The 14,777-nt window shown below is 62.5% G+C and carries 13 protein-coding genes and 1 pseudogene; 8 read left to right on the top strand and 6 right to left on the bottom strand.

Annotated features, from left to right (window positions below):
- Positions 1–3: 3 nt before the first annotated feature.
- Both cydB and ACSSU5_RS06710 read left to right on the top strand, forming a co-directional pair.
- Positions 4–1,011 carry a cytochrome d ubiquinol oxidase subunit II gene (gene cydB / locus ACSSU5_RS06715; protein ID WP_264311588.1) on the top strand — a complete coding sequence of 336 codons (1,008 nt, stop codon included), beginning with the start codon at positions 4–6 and terminating at the stop codon, positions 1,009–1,011.
- Between the two features lie 9 nt (positions 1,012–1,020).
- Positions 1,021–1,176: a DUF2474 domain-containing protein gene (locus ACSSU5_RS06710; RefSeq protein WP_081717522.1), complete on the top strand. Its 156-nt coding sequence runs from the start codon at positions 1,021–1,023 to the stop codon at positions 1,174–1,176.
- A gap of 32 nt (positions 1,177–1,208) precedes the next feature.
- Here ACSSU5_RS06710 and ACSSU5_RS06705 read toward each other — a convergent pair whose 3' ends face one another.
- Positions 1,209–2,333 (bottom strand): methyltransferase, encoded by a 1,125-nt coding sequence (locus ACSSU5_RS06705; RefSeq protein WP_492560845.1) that lies wholly within the window; start codon positions 2,331–2,333, stop codon positions 1,209–1,211.
- A 96-nt stretch (positions 2,334–2,429) separates the two neighbouring features.
- Positions 2,430–3,137: an autoinducer binding domain-containing protein gene (locus ACSSU5_RS06700; RefSeq protein WP_492560844.1), complete on the bottom strand. Its 708-nt coding sequence runs from the start codon at positions 3,135–3,137 to the stop codon at positions 2,430–2,432.
- Between the two features lie 214 nt (positions 3,138–3,351).
- On the opposite strand from ACSSU5_RS06700, the gene ACSSU5_RS06695 reads away from it, so the two are divergent.
- Positions 3,352–4,128 (top strand): ferredoxin--NADP reductase, encoded by a 777-nt coding sequence (locus ACSSU5_RS06695; protein WP_264311591.1) that lies wholly within the window; start codon positions 3,352–3,354, stop codon positions 4,126–4,128.
- Positions 4,129–4,159: 31 nt separating this feature from the next.
- On the opposite strand, the gene mscL is transcribed toward ACSSU5_RS06695, so the two are convergent.
- On the bottom strand, positions 4,160–4,579 hold the full coding sequence (mscL, locus tag ACSSU5_RS06690; protein WP_027595230.1) for a large-conductance mechanosensitive channel protein MscL: 420 nt from the start codon (positions 4,577–4,579) through the stop codon (positions 4,160–4,162).
- Between the two features lie 178 nt (positions 4,580–4,757).
- Here mscL and radA point away from each other — a divergent pair, with 178 nt between their 5' ends.
- A complete protein-coding gene (gene radA, locus ACSSU5_RS06685) occupies positions 4,758–6,128 on the top strand; it encodes a DNA repair protein RadA (protein WP_264311592.1) in 1,371 nt (456 codons plus the stop codon).
- Between the two features lie 171 nt (positions 6,129–6,299).
- Here radA and ACSSU5_RS06680 read toward each other — a convergent pair whose 3' ends face one another.
- Both ACSSU5_RS06680 and ACSSU5_RS06675 read right to left on the bottom strand, forming a co-directional pair.
- Positions 6,300–7,817, bottom strand: a complete 1,518-nt coding sequence (locus ACSSU5_RS06680; protein ID WP_264311593.1) for a nucleobase:cation symporter-2 family protein — start codon at positions 7,815–7,817, stop codon at positions 6,300–6,302.
- Positions 7,818–8,082: 265 nt separating this feature from the next.
- Positions 8,083–8,445, bottom strand: coding sequence for a PilZ domain-containing protein (locus tag ACSSU5_RS06675; RefSeq protein ID WP_264311594.1), 363 nt, complete (start codon positions 8,443–8,445; stop codon positions 8,083–8,085).
- 166 nt (positions 8,446–8,611) lie between these two features.
- Here ACSSU5_RS06675 and ACSSU5_RS06670 point away from each other — a divergent pair, with 166 nt between their 5' ends.
- The 3 genes from ACSSU5_RS06670 to yjiA all read left to right on the top strand — a co-directional run bounded on the left by ACSSU5_RS06670 (position 8,612) and on the right by yjiA (position 11,949).
- The gene (locus ACSSU5_RS06670; RefSeq protein ID WP_264311595.1) at positions 8,612–10,678 is read left to right on the top strand and encodes a carbon starvation CstA family protein; all 2,067 of its coding nucleotides are present in this window, start codon (positions 8,612–8,614) and stop codon (positions 10,676–10,678) included.
- 17 nt (positions 10,679–10,695) lie between these two features.
- The gene (locus ACSSU5_RS06665) at positions 10,696–10,893 is read left to right on the top strand and encodes a YbdD/YjiX family protein (RefSeq protein ID WP_027595234.1); all 198 of its coding nucleotides are present in this window, start codon (positions 10,696–10,698) and stop codon (positions 10,891–10,893) included.
- A gap of 78 nt (positions 10,894–10,971) precedes the next feature.
- Positions 10,972–11,949: a GTPase gene (gene yjiA, locus ACSSU5_RS06660; RefSeq protein ID WP_264311596.1), complete on the top strand. Its 978-nt coding sequence runs from the start codon at positions 10,972–10,974 to the stop codon at positions 11,947–11,949.
- Here the strand turns inward: yjiA and ACSSU5_RS06655 are convergent.
- Entirely contained in the window at positions 11,909–13,396 is a 1,488-nt protein-coding gene (locus ACSSU5_RS06655; RefSeq protein ID WP_492560843.1) for a methylenetetrahydrofolate reductase C-terminal domain-containing protein, read from the bottom strand. The genes yjiA and ACSSU5_RS06655 overlap by 41 nt on opposite strands.
- 225 nt (positions 13,397–13,621) lie before the next feature.
- Here ACSSU5_RS06655 and ACSSU5_RS06650 point away from each other — a divergent pair.
- Positions 13,622–14,761 (top strand): annotated as a pseudogene (locus ACSSU5_RS06650) (5-methyltetrahydropteroyltriglutamate--homocysteine S-methyltransferase); the annotation flags it as partial.
- Between the last annotated feature and the right edge of the window lie 16 nt (positions 14,762–14,777).

Below are 14,777 nucleotides of genomic sequence, written 5' to 3'. Positions count from 1 at the left end.
GTCATGGGTATCGACCTTCCGCTGATCTGGGCCGTGATCATCATCTTCGGCGTCATGATGTACGTGGTGATGGATGGTTTCGACTTAGGCATCGGCATGCTCTTCCCCTTCGTCAAGGGCGAGCGTGACCGTGATGTGATGATGAACACCGTCGCCCCGGTATGGGACGGCAACGAGACCTGGCTGGTGCTGGGTGGCGCCGGGCTGTTCGGGGCCTTCCCGATGGCCTATGCGGTGGTGCTCGAAGCCTTGTACCTGCCACTGATCCTCATGCTGATCGGGCTGATCTTCCGTGGCGTGGCCTTCGAGTTCCGTTTCAAGGCCAAGGACGACAAACGCCACATCTGGGACAAGGCGTTCATCTGGGGTTCACTGATTGCGACCTTCTTCCAGGGTGTTGCACTGGGCGCGTTCATCGAGGGCTTCAAGGTCGTCGACCGCCACTATGCCGGTGGCACGCTCGACTGGCTGACCCCGTTCAGCCTGTTCAGCGGCCTGGGCCTGATCGTCGCCTACACCCTGCTGGGCTGCACCTGGCTGATCATGAAGACCGAAGGGCCGCTGCAGTTGCAGATGCATGACCTGGCCAGGCCGTTGGCGCTGGTGCTGCTGGTGGTGATCGGTATCGTCAGCTTGTGGACACCGATCGCCTACCCGCAGATCGCCGAGCGCTGGTTCAGCATGCCTAACCTGATCTGGTTCATGCCGGTGCCGATCCTGGTGCTGGTGACCTTCTACGGGTTGCTCAAGGCGGTCGCGCGCAATGCCAACTACACGCCATTCCTGCTGACCCTGGTGCTGGTCTTCCTCGGTTACAGCGGCCTGGGCATCAGCGTGTGGCCGAACATCATCCCGCCGTCGATCTCGATCTGGGACGCTGCGGCGCCGCCGCAGAGCCAAGGGTTCATGCTGGTGGGTACGTTGTTCATCCTGCCGTTCATCCTGGGGTACACCTTCTGGAGCTACTACGTGTTCCGCGGCAAGGTGACCCATGAAGACGGCTATCACTAGGAGGCGCCCATGATGACTGGCAAGCATGGTTTGGAAGAGAAGAAGCCACTGTGGCAGCGGCTGGGTTGGCTGGTGCTGATCTGGGCGATGAGCGTGGCGGCCCTGGGCGTGGCGGCCTACGTGATGCGGCTGTTCATGGGGGCGGCGGGGTTGACTACCCATTGATTGAGCGGGGGGGCGCAATGCGCCCCCAAGCCTTACTTGCGGGCCTTGAGAATCACGAACTTCGGCGTCGCCGCTACCTGCTCCACCCCGCGGAACAACCGCGCCAACTTGCTGTGGTAACCCAGGTGGCGGTTACCGACGATATACAGCGCACCGCCCACCACCAAGGCTTCGCGGGCTTGCTGGAACATCCGCCAGGCAAGGAAATCGCCAACCACCTGCTGCTGGTGAAACGGCGGGTTGCACAGCACCACGTCCAGCGACTGCTTTTCCACACCTGCCAATCCATCGGCCGCCAGCATCACTGCGGGGCGTTCGCCCAGCGCTGCCTGCCAGTTTTCGCGGGCCGATTGCACCGCCATGTACGACTCGTCGACCAGGGTGTAATGGGCCTCGGGGTTGGCCAGTGCGCTGGCGATCGCCAATACGCCGTTGCCGCAACCCAGGTCCGCGACACGGGCCTGGCCCAGGTTGCCCGGCAGGTGCGGGAGAAACGCGCGGGTGCCGATATCCAGGCCATCGCGGCAGAACACATTGGCGTGGTTGACCAGTTCCAGGGCCGGCGATTCGAGCTGATAGCGGCTAGGGTAGGGGGAGCGTGCAGCTGGGCGGTCGGCAACGGTGGCGGTCAGCAGCCGGGCCTTCTTTTGCGCCAGCGAGGCCTGAACCGGGCCGATGTACTTTTCCAGCAGGTCACCTGCGGCCCGTGGCAAGTGCTTGATCATCGCCCCGGCGATCACCTGCGCACCGGGCGCCAGGTGGCCCTGCAGGCGGATGAGTTGCTCTTCGAGCAAGGCCAGGGTCTTGGGCACGCGTACCAGCACCCGGTCGAACGGGCCCTGCCACGGCTCACTGGCCGGTACGAACGGCACGCTGTCGAACGGCATGCCGTTGCGGGCGAGGTTTTTTTCCAGGGCCATGTGCGCCAGGTGCGAATCGCCGCTGCTGACCACGTTCAGCTGCTCGGCCAGGCTGGCGGCCAGGGCACCGAAGCTGTCATTGAGCACCAACACCCGGTAGCGCGCGTCTGGCGCCTGCTCATGCAGTTGCGCGAGCAAGTACTCGTCGGCGGCATCGAAGGCCTGCAGAGGGTCGTTTGCCTGGTCCGGCTGGCGGATCAGGTCGAGTTCGGCGTAGGGGGTGGTCAACAGGGGCATGGCGTCTGGCTCGGGTACGAATCTGCCCGTTGCGGATCGCTGCGGGCTTTGCCGCGCAATTCTACAGGGCTTTGCCGAAGGTCGCAGAAATGGCTGTCAGATCCACCCACGCAGGGCGGCGATGGCGATGGCGCCTGCCTTGTTGGCGGCGTTGGTCTTGGTGATCACACTGCGGATATGGAAGTTCACCGTGCTTTGCGACAGCGACAGGATGCAGGCAACGTCGGCGGCGGTCTTGCCGGCGGCCGACCACTTCAGCACTTCCAGTTCTCGTTCGCTCATCTTTGGCTGCGGTGGGCAGAGTGCGCTCAGGTGGTGCTCGCACAGCACAGCATGCAAGGTGTGACACACCCACTGCACGCTACCGCCTTTTTCGTAGAGTTCGTTGATCATTATTTTTTTTTCGGGCCGGGCGACGCTGACTTGGCTCTCATTGTGTTGCAGGTCGTGCAGCGACTGTGTCCAGCCATGGCGCAGGCCGTGCTTGCAGGCTGCTTCACGAAAGTGCGGTACCTCACGATACAGCTCGTCGGTCCATAGCACGGGCGTGGTCTGGCTATGGCTCACGCGTGCTGCAGGGTCCAGCTTGTAGAACTCATCGTGCTGATAGCGCTCGATCCACTCGGTTGGGTAGTTGCTGTAGAGGTACAACCGGGGTGTCTGGGTAGCGATCTGGATGCGAATGTTCAGCCCGAGGTGTTCCATGCCCAAGTCCTGCACCAAGTGCACAGCGATATCGAACAGCTTCCGTGGGGATCGCTCGCTTACAAATTGATGAAGGTGCTCAGGTTTCCAGTGAAGCATCCGAAACACTCCTAAGGGGCAACAGGATCCAACCCATTTGCATACCGGGGTTATTGTAGGAAAAGACCTACCATGGTGTTGGGTTTTTTTTGTTATAGCGATCAGGTTTATCTGCGAAATAGGCAGCATCGCCCTGCTGAGGCCCTACAAACCGGTGGTTTTTATCCGGGCCACTTTGCGCGACACTGTGCGCACGTCAACCTTGGAGCCCGATATGACCGCCAGCGCCGAAAAGTTCACCCGCCAGACACTGCTCGATGTTCAGCCACTCACGCCGAACCTCTTCAGCCTGCGGGTTACGCGCGATGCGGGTTTTCGCTTCCGTGCTGGCCAGTTTGCCCGCCTGGGTGTCACCAAGGCCGATGGCAGCGTGGTCTGGCGCGCCTATTCCATGGTCAGCGCGCCGCATGACGAGCATCTCGACTTCTTCTCGATCGTGGTGCCCGGAGGGGAGTTCACCAGCGAGCTGAGCCGCTTGGGCGAGGGTGACAGCTTGCTGATCGACCGGCAGGCCTTCGGCTTCCTGACCCTCGACCGCTTCATCGGCGGCCGCGACTTGTGGTTGCTGGCCACCGGCACCGGCATTGCACCGTTCATGTCCATCCTGCAGGACTTCGAGGCCTGGGAGCGTTTTGACAGCATCAAGCTGGTGTATTCGGTACGCGAGGCGAAGGAGCTGGCCTACGTCGACGAAATCGCCGGCTTGGAACAGCGCGATTACCTGGCAGAGTTCGCCGGCAAACTGCAGTTCATTCCGGTGGTGACCCGTGAACAGCATCCGGGCGCGTTGAATGCACGCATTACCACGCTGATCGAGAATGGCGAGCTGGAGAAGGCGGCGGGGCTTGAGCTGTCGCCTGAGCATTCGCGCATCATGCTCTGCGGTAACCCGGAGATGATCGATGAAACGCGAAAGGTGCTCAAAGCGCGTGATCTGCAGTTGAGCCTGAGCAAGCGGCCGGGGCAGGTGGCGGTAGAAAACTACTGGTAAAGCAGGGGGCCGCAATGCGGCCCCAGCAACTTCAGGGCAAGCGATTCTGGTTCTGCGTCTTGAGCAGGTCACGAATCTCGGTCAGCAACGTCTCTTCGGCACTCGGTACTGGCGGCGCGCTCGGTGCCACCGCTTCCTCGCGCTTGAGGCGGTTGATCGCCTTCACGCCCATGAAGATGGCGAACGCGACGATCACGAAATCGATCACGGTCTGGATGAACTTGCCGTAGGCCAGCACTACTGCCGGAATATCGCCTTCTGCTGCCTTCAGGGTGATGGCCAGGTCGCTGAAGTCCACGCCCCCGATCAACAAGCCCAGTGGCGGCATAACCACGTCACCGACGAAGGACGAGACGATCTTGCCGAAGGCCGCGCCAATGATGATACCGACCGCCATGTCGACGACATTGCCTTTGACCGCGAAGGCCTTGAACTCACTGATCATGCCCATGTTCGATTCCTTTGTAACAAATGGTGAGGTTAACGCAGTGTAAGCCACTAAAACGGTTCATGCGTTGTGTTCAGGGGTACTGACTTCGGTTAGAACGAATAGTTTTGTCGCACGCCGAGGCGTTCGAGACACGTCTCGCTCGGCTATCATGGCGGTTTTTTTCCAGGAGAATCCGCCCATGGCCAAGGCCAAGCGCTTGTATGGCTGCACCGAGTGCGGCGCGACCTTCCCGAAATGGGCCGGCCAATGCGGTGAATGCGGGGCCTGGAACACCCTGGTCGAAACCATGATCGAGAGCGGCGGGGCAGCGGCGCCCAGCAGTGGCCGTGCCGGCTGGACCGGGCAACAGGCGCAGATCAAGACCTTGGCTGAAGTCAGTGTGGAAGAGATCCCGCGCTTCACCACCAGCAGCACCGAACTGGATCGCGTACTGGGTGGCGGGCTGGTCGATGGCTCGGTGGTGCTGATCGGGGGTGACCCTGGCATCGGCAAATCGACCATTCTTCTGCAGACCTTGTGCAATATTGCCGTGCACATGCCCGCACTGTATGTCACGGGCGAAGAGTCGCAACAGCAGGTGGCCATGCGCTCCCGCCGGTTGGGCCTGCCCCAGGACCAGCTCAAGGTGATGACCGAGACCTGTATCGAGACCATCATCGCCACGGCCCGTGTGGAAAAACCCCGGGTCATGGTGATCGACTCGATCCAGACCATTTTCACCGAACAGCTGCAATCAGCCCCCGGTGGCGTGGCCCAGGTACGTGAGAGTACGGCGCTGCTGGTGCGTTATGCCAAGCAGAGCGGCACGGCGATCTTCCTGGTCGGCCACGTCACCAAGGAGGGCTCGCTGGCTGGGCCGCGGGTGCTGGAGCACATGGTCGATACCGTGCTCTATTTCGAGGGCGAGTCCGATGGCCGCCTGCGCCTTCTGCGGGCGGTCAAGAACCGCTTTGGCGCGGTCAACGAACTGGGCGTCTTCGGCATGACCGACCGTGGCCTTAAAGAGGTCTCGAACCCTTCGGCGATCTTCCTCAACCGTACCCAGGAAGAAGTACCGGGCAGTGTGGTGATGGCCACCTGGGAGGGCACCCGGCCGATGCTGGTCGAGGTGCAGGCGCTGGTCGATGACAGCCACCTGGCCAACCCGCGCCGGGTGACCCTGGGCCTGGATCAGAACCGGCTGGCCATGTTGCTGGCGGTGCTGCACCGCCATGGCGGCATTCCTACCCACGACCAGGATGTGTTCTTGAACGTGGTGGGCGGCGTGAAGGTACTCGAAACCGCGTCGGACCTGGCTTTGTTGGCAGCGGTGATGTCCAGCTTGCGCAACCGGCCGCTGGCCCACGGCCTGCTGGTGTTCGGCGAGATTGGCCTGTCCGGTGAGGTGCGCCCGGTGCCCAGTGGCCAGGAGCGGCTGAAAGAGGCGGCCAAGCATGGCTTCAAGCGGGCCATCGTGCCCAAAGGGAATGCGCCGAAAGAGCCGCCTGCAGGGTTGCAGGTGATTGCCGTGACCCGGCTGGAGCAGGCTTTGGATGCCCTGTTCGAGTAGTCCTGCACCGGCCTCTTCGCGGGGCAAGTCGGACCGCCGCTCCCACAAGGTTCAGCAAACCTGTGATTCCGTGTGGGAGCGGGCTTGTCCCGCGAAGAGGCCGGCACAGGCAAACAAAAAGGGGAGCCGATGATGCGCATCGGCTCCCCCCGGTAACCGCTCAGTCAGCGGTTAATGCTCGGCGACTGGCGTTCGCCTGGGCGCCTCGTTGCCATGCTCGTCCAGCTCCATCATCGGCACTTCATTGCCCTCGGCATCGAACAGCTTGCCATCTTTGAAGTAGTCGCCATCGCGCAGTGCGGAGATGTCCGAATACTGGATGGTGCGCTCGTAGGCCGCCGCGAACACAGACTGCTGGTCCGAGTTGCCAGCGGTGAAGTGGTTGAAGATCAGGTTCAGCAGGATGGCCATGATCGCCGCCGAGCTGATGCCCGAGTGGAAGATGGTCTCGAACCAGTTCGGGAAGTGGTGGTAGAAGGTCGGTGCGGCAATCGGGATCATGCCAAAGCCCAGCGAGGCGGCGACGATGATCAGGTTGACGTTGTTCTTGTAGCTGACTTTGGACAGCGTACGGATACCGCTGGCTGCCACGGTGCCGAACAGCACGATGCCCGCGCCGCCCAAGACCGGGGTAGGGACCGCGGCAATCACCCGGCCCATGACGGGCAGCAAGCCGAGCACCACCAGGATCACGCCACCGGTGGCCACCACATAGCGGCTCTTGACCCCGGTCACTGCCACCAGGCCGACGTTCTGGGCGAAGGCGCTCTGGGTGAACGAGCCGAAGATCGGTGCCAGGATGCTCGACGCCATGTCGGCGCGCAGGCCATTGCCCAGGCGCTTGGAATCGACCTTGGTTTCAATGATGTCGCCCACCGCGAGGATGTCGGCCGAGGTTTCCACCAGGGTCACCATGATCACGATGCACATCGACAGGATCGCGGCGATGTGAAATTCCGGCATGCCGAAATGGAACGGCGTGGGGAAGGCGAACATCGGGCCTTGGGTGACCTTGCTGAAATCGGTCATGCCCAGCGCCCAGGCGATCAGGGTGCCAAACACCATGGCCAGGAGAATCGACAGGCGCGAGATGGTCGCGCTGCCCAGCTTGCTCAGCAGCAGGACGATGGCGAAGGTCAGTGCCGCCAGGCCGATGTTGGCCACGCTGCCGAACTCAGGTGAAGCGCTGTTGCCGCCCATCACCCAGCGTGCGGCCACGGGCATCAGGGTCAGGCCGATGGTGGTGATGACGATGCCGGTTACCAGCGGAGGGAAGAACTTGGTGATGCGCGAGAACACCGGGGTGATCAAGAAACCGATGAACGAAGCCGCCATGACCGCGCCCAGCACACCCGGCAGGCCACCGCCGCCCTCGCTGCTGAGGATTGCGCCCATGGTTGCCACACCGGCGAACGACACGCCCTGCACCAGCGGCAACTGGCAACCGAAGAACGGCAGGCCAAGTGTCTGCAGCAAGGTGGCCAAGCCACCGGCAAACAACGACGCGGCGATCAGCATGCCGATCTCTGCACCGTTCAGGCCCGCGGCCTGCCCCAAGATCAGGGGTACCGCGACAATCCCTCCATACATGGTCAACACATGCTGCAGACCATAGGCCAGGTTGGCCCCAAGGCCGAGGTTTTCATCCTCGGGGCGCTTGGCGGGAGACGTGCTAGGGGACGTAGTCATGGAGCAGGCTCTCTGCGTTTATTGTTGTGCCGCTACTGTAGACACTTCCTACAAATGATTGCCACAACAATTGTATACAATATTTTGATTGGAGCGTGAACAAGCAGGCTCGCAAGGTGTGCTAGAGCCCAATGCAGAACGCGTACCAAGTCATCAGAGGCTGTACTAGAGGGGTGTGTACAAAGCACTGCTACCCAGGCTTAAAGCTGTCTGGGTAGACAGGAAACACGAGGTGGGGAGGATGTTAGCTAGCTAAGAGATTCCATTATTCGATGAGTTCACGCAGCTCACGCATCATTTCGGTGCTGTCGGCCAGGTTCAGCTCCACAAGACGGTGCAAATGGGTCATCGAATCGAGGTCGATATGGAGGCAGATGAAGCCCAGGCGCGAGGGTTCTTCGTGGCGCAGTTCCACTTGCATCTCGACCCGGGTATCAGCGTCCAGGTGGATGATGGCTTCGAAGTCCTGGGTCAGGTCCACTTCCCAGTTCGCCGGGCGTTCGACCAGCAAGCCTTTAAGTGACAGGTCCAGCAATGTGGCGGGCCAGCTCTGCAAGCCTTGGCGCAGTTCGGTAGGCGCGTCGAAGGCGATGCGTTGAAAACGGCGGCGTTCATCGTGATCGCTCATGGGAGGACTCTCCGGGTAACAACCTGACTATAGTGAGTATGGTAGGTACATCAGGTACTGCAATCTGGCCGCAGAGGCTCTAGATCTAAGCAAGTGTGGCAATGCGCGATGACTGGCCCTAGACTCGATGGGCGGTCTTTTCCAATCCACCAGCTGGAAGCAAACCATGAACAACAATAATAGCCTGCTACGCCACATTCCGTGGCTGGCGCTGGCAGTCATCGGCGCCTGCGCGCTGGGTGTGGTTGCCCTGCGTCGCGGTGAGGCGGTCAACGCCTTGTGGATCGTGGTCGCGGCAGTGGCCCTCTACCTGGTCGCCTACCGCTACTACAGCCTGTTCATCGCCACCAAGGTGATGCAACTCGACCCTCGCCGGGCCACGCCGGCGGTGCTCAACAACGATGGCCTGGACTACGTTCCGACCAACAAACACATCCTGTTCGGCCACCACTTCGCCGCCATTGCCGGCGCCGGCCCGCTGGTCGGCCCGGTACTCGCTGCGCAGATGGGCTACCTGCCCGGCACGCTCTGGCTGATCGCCGGCGTGGTGCTGGCTGGCGCGGTGCAGGACTTCATGGTCCTGTTCATGTCCACCCGCCGCAACGGTCGCTCGCTGGGCGACATGGTGCGTGAGGAAATGGGCCGCATCCCTGGCACCATCGCCTTGTTTGGCTGCTTCCTGATCATGATCATCATCCTCGCGGTGCTGGCGCTGATCGTGGTCAAGGCCCTGGCCGAGAGCCCGTGGGGCATGTTCACGGTGATGGCGACCATCCCGATCGCGATGTTCATGGGCATCTACATGCGCTACATCCGCCCGGGCCGCATCGGCGAAATCTCGGTGGTCGGCGTGGTGCTGCTGCTGGCCTCGATCTGGCTGGGCGGCGTGATCGCAGCCGACCCGGTCTGGGGCCCTGCGTTCACCTTCACCGGCGTGCAGATCACCTGGATGCTGGTGGGTTATGGCTTCGTCGCTGCCGTACTGCCGGTATGGCTGGTACTGGCACCGCGTGACTACCTGTCGACCTTCCTCAAAATCGGCACCATCGTGGGCCTGGCCATCGGCATCCTGATCATCGCGCCTGAGCTGAAAATGCCGGCCCTGACCCAGTTCACCGACGGTACCGGCCCGGTCTGGAAGGGCACCCTGTTCCCGTTCCTGTTCATCACCATCGCGTGCGGTGCGGTATCGGGCTTCCATGCGCTGATCTCCTCGGGCACCACGCCCAAGCTGCTGGACAACGAAACCAACGCCCGTTACATCGGCTACGGCGGCATGCTGATGGAGTCGTTCGTCGCCATCATGGCCATGGTCGCTGCCTCGGTGATCGAACCGGGCGTGTACTTCGCCATGAACAGCCCGGCCGCCGTGGTCGGCGCCGACGTGGCATCGGTGGCGCAGACGGTCAGCAGCTGGGGCTTCCTGATCACGCCTGAGCAGCTCGAAGCCGTCGCCCGCGACATCGGTGAGCACACCATCCTGGCCCGCGCCGGTGGTGCGCCCACCTTGGCGGTAGGTATCGCGCAGATCCTTCACCAGGTGTTGCCGGGTGAAAACACCATGGCCTTCTGGTACCACTTCGCGATCCTGTTCGAAGCCCTGTTCATCCTGACGGCCGTGGACGCCGGTACCCGTGCCGGTCGCTTCATGCTGCAGGACCTGCTGGGCAGCTTCGTGCCAGCGCTCAAACGCACCGAATCGTGGGGCGCCAACCTGCTCGCCACCGCCGGTTGCGTGGCGCTCTGGGGCTACCTGCTGTACCAGGGCGTTATCGACCCGCTGGGTGGCATCAACACCTTGTGGCCGCTGTTCGGTATTTCCAACCAGATGCTGGCCGGTATCGCCTTGATGCTTGGCACCGTGGTCCTGATCAAGATGAAGCGTCAGCGCTACATCTGGGTGACCCTGCTGCCGGCTGTCTGGCTGCTGATCTGCACCACCGCTGCGGGCCTGATCAAGCTGTTCGACCCGAACCCGGCCGTGGGCTTCCTGGCCCTGGCCAAGAAGTACAGCACCGCCCTGGACGCCGGCCAGGTACTGGCCCCGGCCAAGGACATCGGCCAGATGCAGCACGTGATCTTCAACGCCTACACCAACGCGGGCCTGACGATTTTGTTCCTGCTGGTGGTGTTCAGCATCCTGTTCTTCGCCATCAAGGTCGGCTACGCCGCCCTCGGCCGCAAGGAGCGCACCGACAAGGAAACCCCGTTCCAGGCGCTGCCTGACGCGTAAACGAGAGGACTGCAGCTATGTTCAACGACCTGGGTCGACTGGGTAAGTACCTGGGGCAGGCAGCCCGCCTGATGGTCGGCATGCCCGACTACGACAACTATGTCGAACACATGCAGAACAAGCACCCGGACAAACCGGTGATGAGCTACGAGGCGTTCTTCCGCGAACGCCAGGAAGCGCGTTACGGTGGCAAGTCCGGGCCCAAGTGCTGTTGAGCCTGCACCACCTGTGAACCTGTGGGAGCCCGGGCAACCGGGCTCCCACATTCATTTTCAGCTTCAGGAGCTTTACGCGTGCAAACGCCTATTCCCGTTACCGTACTGACCGGCTTTCTGGGTGCCGGCAAGACCACCTTGCTCAAGCACATGCTCAAGGCCGAGCACGGCCTGAAGATCGCCGTGATCGAGAACGAGTTCAGCGAGGCCGCTATCGACAGCCAGCTGCTGGGCGACGAGCCGGTGCAGGTCATGACCCTGGCCAACGGCTGCGTGTGCTGCAGCATCCATGGCGACCTCACCCGTGCCCTGTACCTCTTGCTGGAACGCCTGGACGCTGGCGAGATCGCCTTCGACCGCCTGGTGATCGAGTGCACCGGCCTTGCCGACCCTGCGCCTGTGGCACAGACCTTCTTCATCGACGAGGACCTGCGTGATCGCTACATCCTCGACGGCATCATCACCCTGGTCGATGCGGCGCACGCCGAGCTGCACCTGACCCAGGCCATCGCCCAGGCCCAGGTTGGTTTTGCCGACCGCCTGTTGCTGAGCAAGACCGACCTGGTCGAACCTGCTGCGGTGGATGCCCTGCGAGAGCGCCTGTCGCGCATCAATGGCCGTGCCGCCGTGCGTGTGGTCGAGCATGGGCGCATCGACCTGGCCGAGCTGCTCGATGTGCGCGGTTTCAACCTCAATACCGACCTGGGCGCCAGCCTCAAGCCGGCCCTGCGCCCGGTGCTCAAACCGGCCACCCCGGACCGCATCTCCACCCTGGTGCTGCGCACCGACACCCCGCTGGACATCGACCGCCTCAGCGACTTCATGAATGAACTGCTGGAAACCCACGGCAAGCAACTGCTGCGTTACAAGGGCGTGCTGAACATCGCCGGGGAAGACCGTCGCCTGGTGTTTCAGGGCGTGCTCAAGCTCTACGGATTTGACTGGGATGCCGAGTGGGCAGAAGGCGAGGCACGCGAAAGCGTGATGGTGTTCATCGCCGATGAACTGCCCGAGGCTACGATTCGGGCTGGGTTCGAGGCTTTGAGCACGCCTTGAGCCGCTGGGGTGCCTGGGCCGCGAACCAGGCCGGCCATGAACTGCGGTGGCGGGTTTGTACTTCGATGCACGGGATCAGGCGCTCTGTCAGCACGGCAGTCTGCCGCACGGCCTTGGCGGTGCGGTATTTGACGCTGTGGATGCACTCGCGGTCGCCAAATTCGCAGCGGTTCAGCGAGGTGCCGCCGCAGGGGCCGTTGGCCAGGCCCTTGGGGCAGGTTTCTGGGCAGATGTAGAGGGTGTCTTCGAGGCGGCAGCGGCCGCAGGTGTCGCAGCCCACCAACGGGCGTTTCACCGCACGTTCCACCCTGTGCAGCACGCGCGCACCGGTGGACGTTGCCCACAGCGGTTGGCGGACGGCCCAGCCGAATGCCTTGCTCAACCCGTTGTTGCGGCTGAACAGCAGGGCATGGAAGGCGTGCAGCAGGTGGTAGCGTGCCTTCTCTTTGTGCGACGCGTTGACCTTCGACTCGCCCTGACGCCAGCTCGCAGCCGGCGGATGGAAGACCACCGCTGGCAAGCCTGGCACCTGCCAGCTGGCTGCCCAGGCCGGCGCCCACTGGTCCAGCGTGTGGATCAGCGCTTGCCAGTGTTCGATGCGTTGCTCCAGGGCAAGCAGTTGCTTGAGCTCGTGAATGCCCGACAGGTGCACCCCGGCGTAACCCATCAACTTCACACCGATCACCTGCAGGGCCAAGCGGTCGACGCTGCGCGCCTGGGCGTGAGCCTTGGACACGGCGGCCTCCGCTTCGAGCATGTCGCGCATGGACGGTGTGACGGTCACACCGGCCACATGATCGAGCATGGCGGCGCGCCCATGGGTAAGGCTCATCAGGCAGGCCAGCAAGGGTTTAGGGGTGGGCTGACGGTTCATCCACGCCTGGGCTTCCTGATGCTTGCTGGCATCGAAGCCCAGTTGCAAGGTCAGAAAATCGGCACCTGCTGCGAGTTTTTTCTCGGCCTTGAAGTACTGCGCCCCGCCTTCTTCCTCGCAGTATTTAAACGGATTGAGCGCCGCGCCCAGCAGCCAGTGCGGGCAGGCCTGGCGGGCGATCTGCAGGGCGGCCACCGACTCCAGGTAGCGCACCGGCCGCTGCCCGGGTTGGTGGCCGGGCAGGCGGTCGCCGGTGAGCAGCAGTAGTTGGTGCAACCCAGCGGCGTCCATGCGTTGCAGTTGAGCGAGCAAGTGGTGGCGTTCGCGGTCCTTGCCAGAAAAGTGCGGCAGGGCAGGCACGGGCGAGCTGAAGCTGGCGAGGGCGTCCAAGGGCGACAGGTCCAGCGGGCTGCCGACGCGATCACCGATGGCCACGGTCATCGGCCAGCCGCACAGGTGCGCGCGGGCCATGATCGCTTCCATGGCGGCGAAGCGTTGCGCCGAAGGCTTGGGGACGAACTCCATGACGCAGACGAAGGTCTTTTCGTGCAGCGCCGTTTTCAGCAGGTTCATGGATCGGGCACCGAATTGGGGCAGGGTGGCATTGTGCGGTAAAGGGGCGATAGGGTCATGTCCAGATGCGTAGGGCGCTGCTCTGAACAAGACATCCTCATGCTCCTACAAAGGGCATCTAAACATGAGTAAACTTTGATTTCATCTCAAATTAAATGAGTTTGTCTCAAGCGTGCGTTGCCCCGAAAATCCCCTCATTCACTTATGTATTCTGAGGGACAAGACATGGCGCTGGCACACAACCTGGGCTTTCCACACATTGGCCGCGATCGCGAACTGAAAAAAGCCCAGGAAGCGTTCTGCAAGGGTGAACTCGACGAAACCGGGCTGCGTGCTGTAGGCCGCCAGCTGCGCGCAACCCACTGGCAAGTGCAAAAGGACGCCGGCATCGACCTGCTCCCCGTGGGCGACTTCGCCTGGTACGACCAGGTGCTCACCCATTCGCTGACCTTCGGCGTTGTCCCCGAGCACTTTCGCAGCCACGACGGCGCCAAGCCAACCCTGCAAACCCTCTTCGCCATGGCGCGTGGCACCGTGGCGACAGGCCACAGCGACGGCGGTGCCCATGCCCAGGAAATGACCCAGTGGTTCGACACCCACCATCACTACCTGGTACCCGAATTCAGCGCCGACCAGCAGTTCGCCCTGAGCTGGGAGCAACTGTTCGAAGAGGTTGAAGAAGCCAAGGCCCTGGGCCATGCGGTCAAACCTGTGGTGATCGGCCCGCTGACCTACCTGTGGCTGGGCAAGGCCAAAGGCGCCGCCTTCGACAAGCTGGAACTGCTCGATCGGCTGCTGCCGCTGTACGACGAAATCTTCAATCGCCTGGCTGCACAAGGCGTTGAATGGGTGCAGATCGACGAGCCGATCCTGGTGCTGGACCTGCCACAGGACTGGAAAAACGCCTTTGAGCGCGTTTACAACATCCTGCAACGTGCGCCGTTGAAGAAGCTGATCGCCACCTACTTTGGTGGCCTGGATGAAAACCTGGGCCTGGCAGCAAACCTGCCGGTCGATGGTCTGCACTTCGATCTGGTGCGCGCACCAGACCAGTACCCGACCGTCCTCGACCGCTTGCCGGCCTACAAGATCGTCTCGTTGGGCCTGGTCAACGGAAGTAACGCCAAGGCCTGCGACTTGGAAAAGGCCGTTGCCGTCCTGCAGCACGCCGCCGACCGCCTGGGCGAGCGCCTGTGGGTCGCGCCGTCCTGCTCGCTGCTGCACGGCTCGGATGACCTGGCCCGTGAAGGCCAACTCGACGGCGAGCGGAACGGTGGGTTGGCCTTCGCCGTACAGACGTGCCAGCAAGTGGCCGGGCTGGCCAACGCCGTCAATGCGCCAGAGGCTGCAGACCTTGCAGCGGCCTAACGCATCCCTGCCG

The organism is Pseudomonas sp. E1MeOHC2, from assembly GCF_058745025.1.
The sequence above is the reverse complement of the archived record's forward strand: the minus strand, read 5'-3'. Positions and strand labels throughout refer to the sequence as shown.

What these genes read in the sequence shown, in the direction of transcription:
- mscL (WP_027595230.1), bottom strand. Translation starts at nt 4,579, where the DNA reads ATGGGCATGATCAGTGAGTTCAAGGCCTTCGCGGTCAAAGGCAATGTC.
- ACSSU5_RS06665 (WP_027595234.1), top strand. Translation starts at nt 10,696, where the DNA reads ATGTTCAACGACCTGGGTCGACTGGGTAAGTACCTGGGGCAGGCAGCC.
- radA (WP_264311592.1), top strand. Translation starts at nt 4,758, where the DNA reads ATGGCCAAGGCCAAGCGCTTGTATGGCTGCACCGAGTGCGGCGCGACC.
- ACSSU5_RS06670 (WP_264311595.1), top strand. Translation starts at nt 8,612, where the DNA reads ATGAACAACAATAATAGCCTGCTACGCCACATTCCGTGGCTGGCGCTG.
- ACSSU5_RS06700 (WP_492560844.1), bottom strand. Translation starts at nt 3,137, where the DNA reads ATGCTTCACTGGAAACCTGAGCACCTTCATCAATTTGTAAGCGAGCGA.
- ACSSU5_RS06695 (WP_264311591.1), top strand. Translation starts at nt 3,352, where the DNA reads ATGACCGCCAGCGCCGAAAAGTTCACCCGCCAGACACTGCTCGATGTT.
- ACSSU5_RS06705 (WP_492560845.1), bottom strand. Translation starts at nt 2,333, where the DNA reads ATGCCCCTGTTGACCACCCCCTACGCCGAACTCGACCTGATCCGCCAG.
- ACSSU5_RS06655 (WP_492560843.1), bottom strand. Translation starts at nt 13,396, where the DNA reads ATGAACCTGCTGAAAACGGCGCTGCACGAAAAGACCTTCGTCTGCGTC.
- ACSSU5_RS06675 (WP_264311594.1), bottom strand. Translation starts at nt 8,445, where the DNA reads ATGAGCGATCACGATGAACGCCGCCGTTTTCAACGCATCGCCTTCGAC.
- cydB (WP_264311588.1), top strand. Translation starts at nt 4, where the DNA reads ATGGGTATCGACCTTCCGCTGATCTGGGCCGTGATCATCATCTTCGGC.
- ACSSU5_RS06710 (WP_081717522.1), top strand. Translation starts at nt 1,021, where the DNA reads ATGATGACTGGCAAGCATGGTTTGGAAGAGAAGAAGCCACTGTGGCAG.
- ACSSU5_RS06680 (WP_264311593.1), bottom strand. Translation starts at nt 7,817, where the DNA reads ATGACTACGTCCCCTAGCACGTCTCCCGCCAAGCGCCCCGAGGATGAA.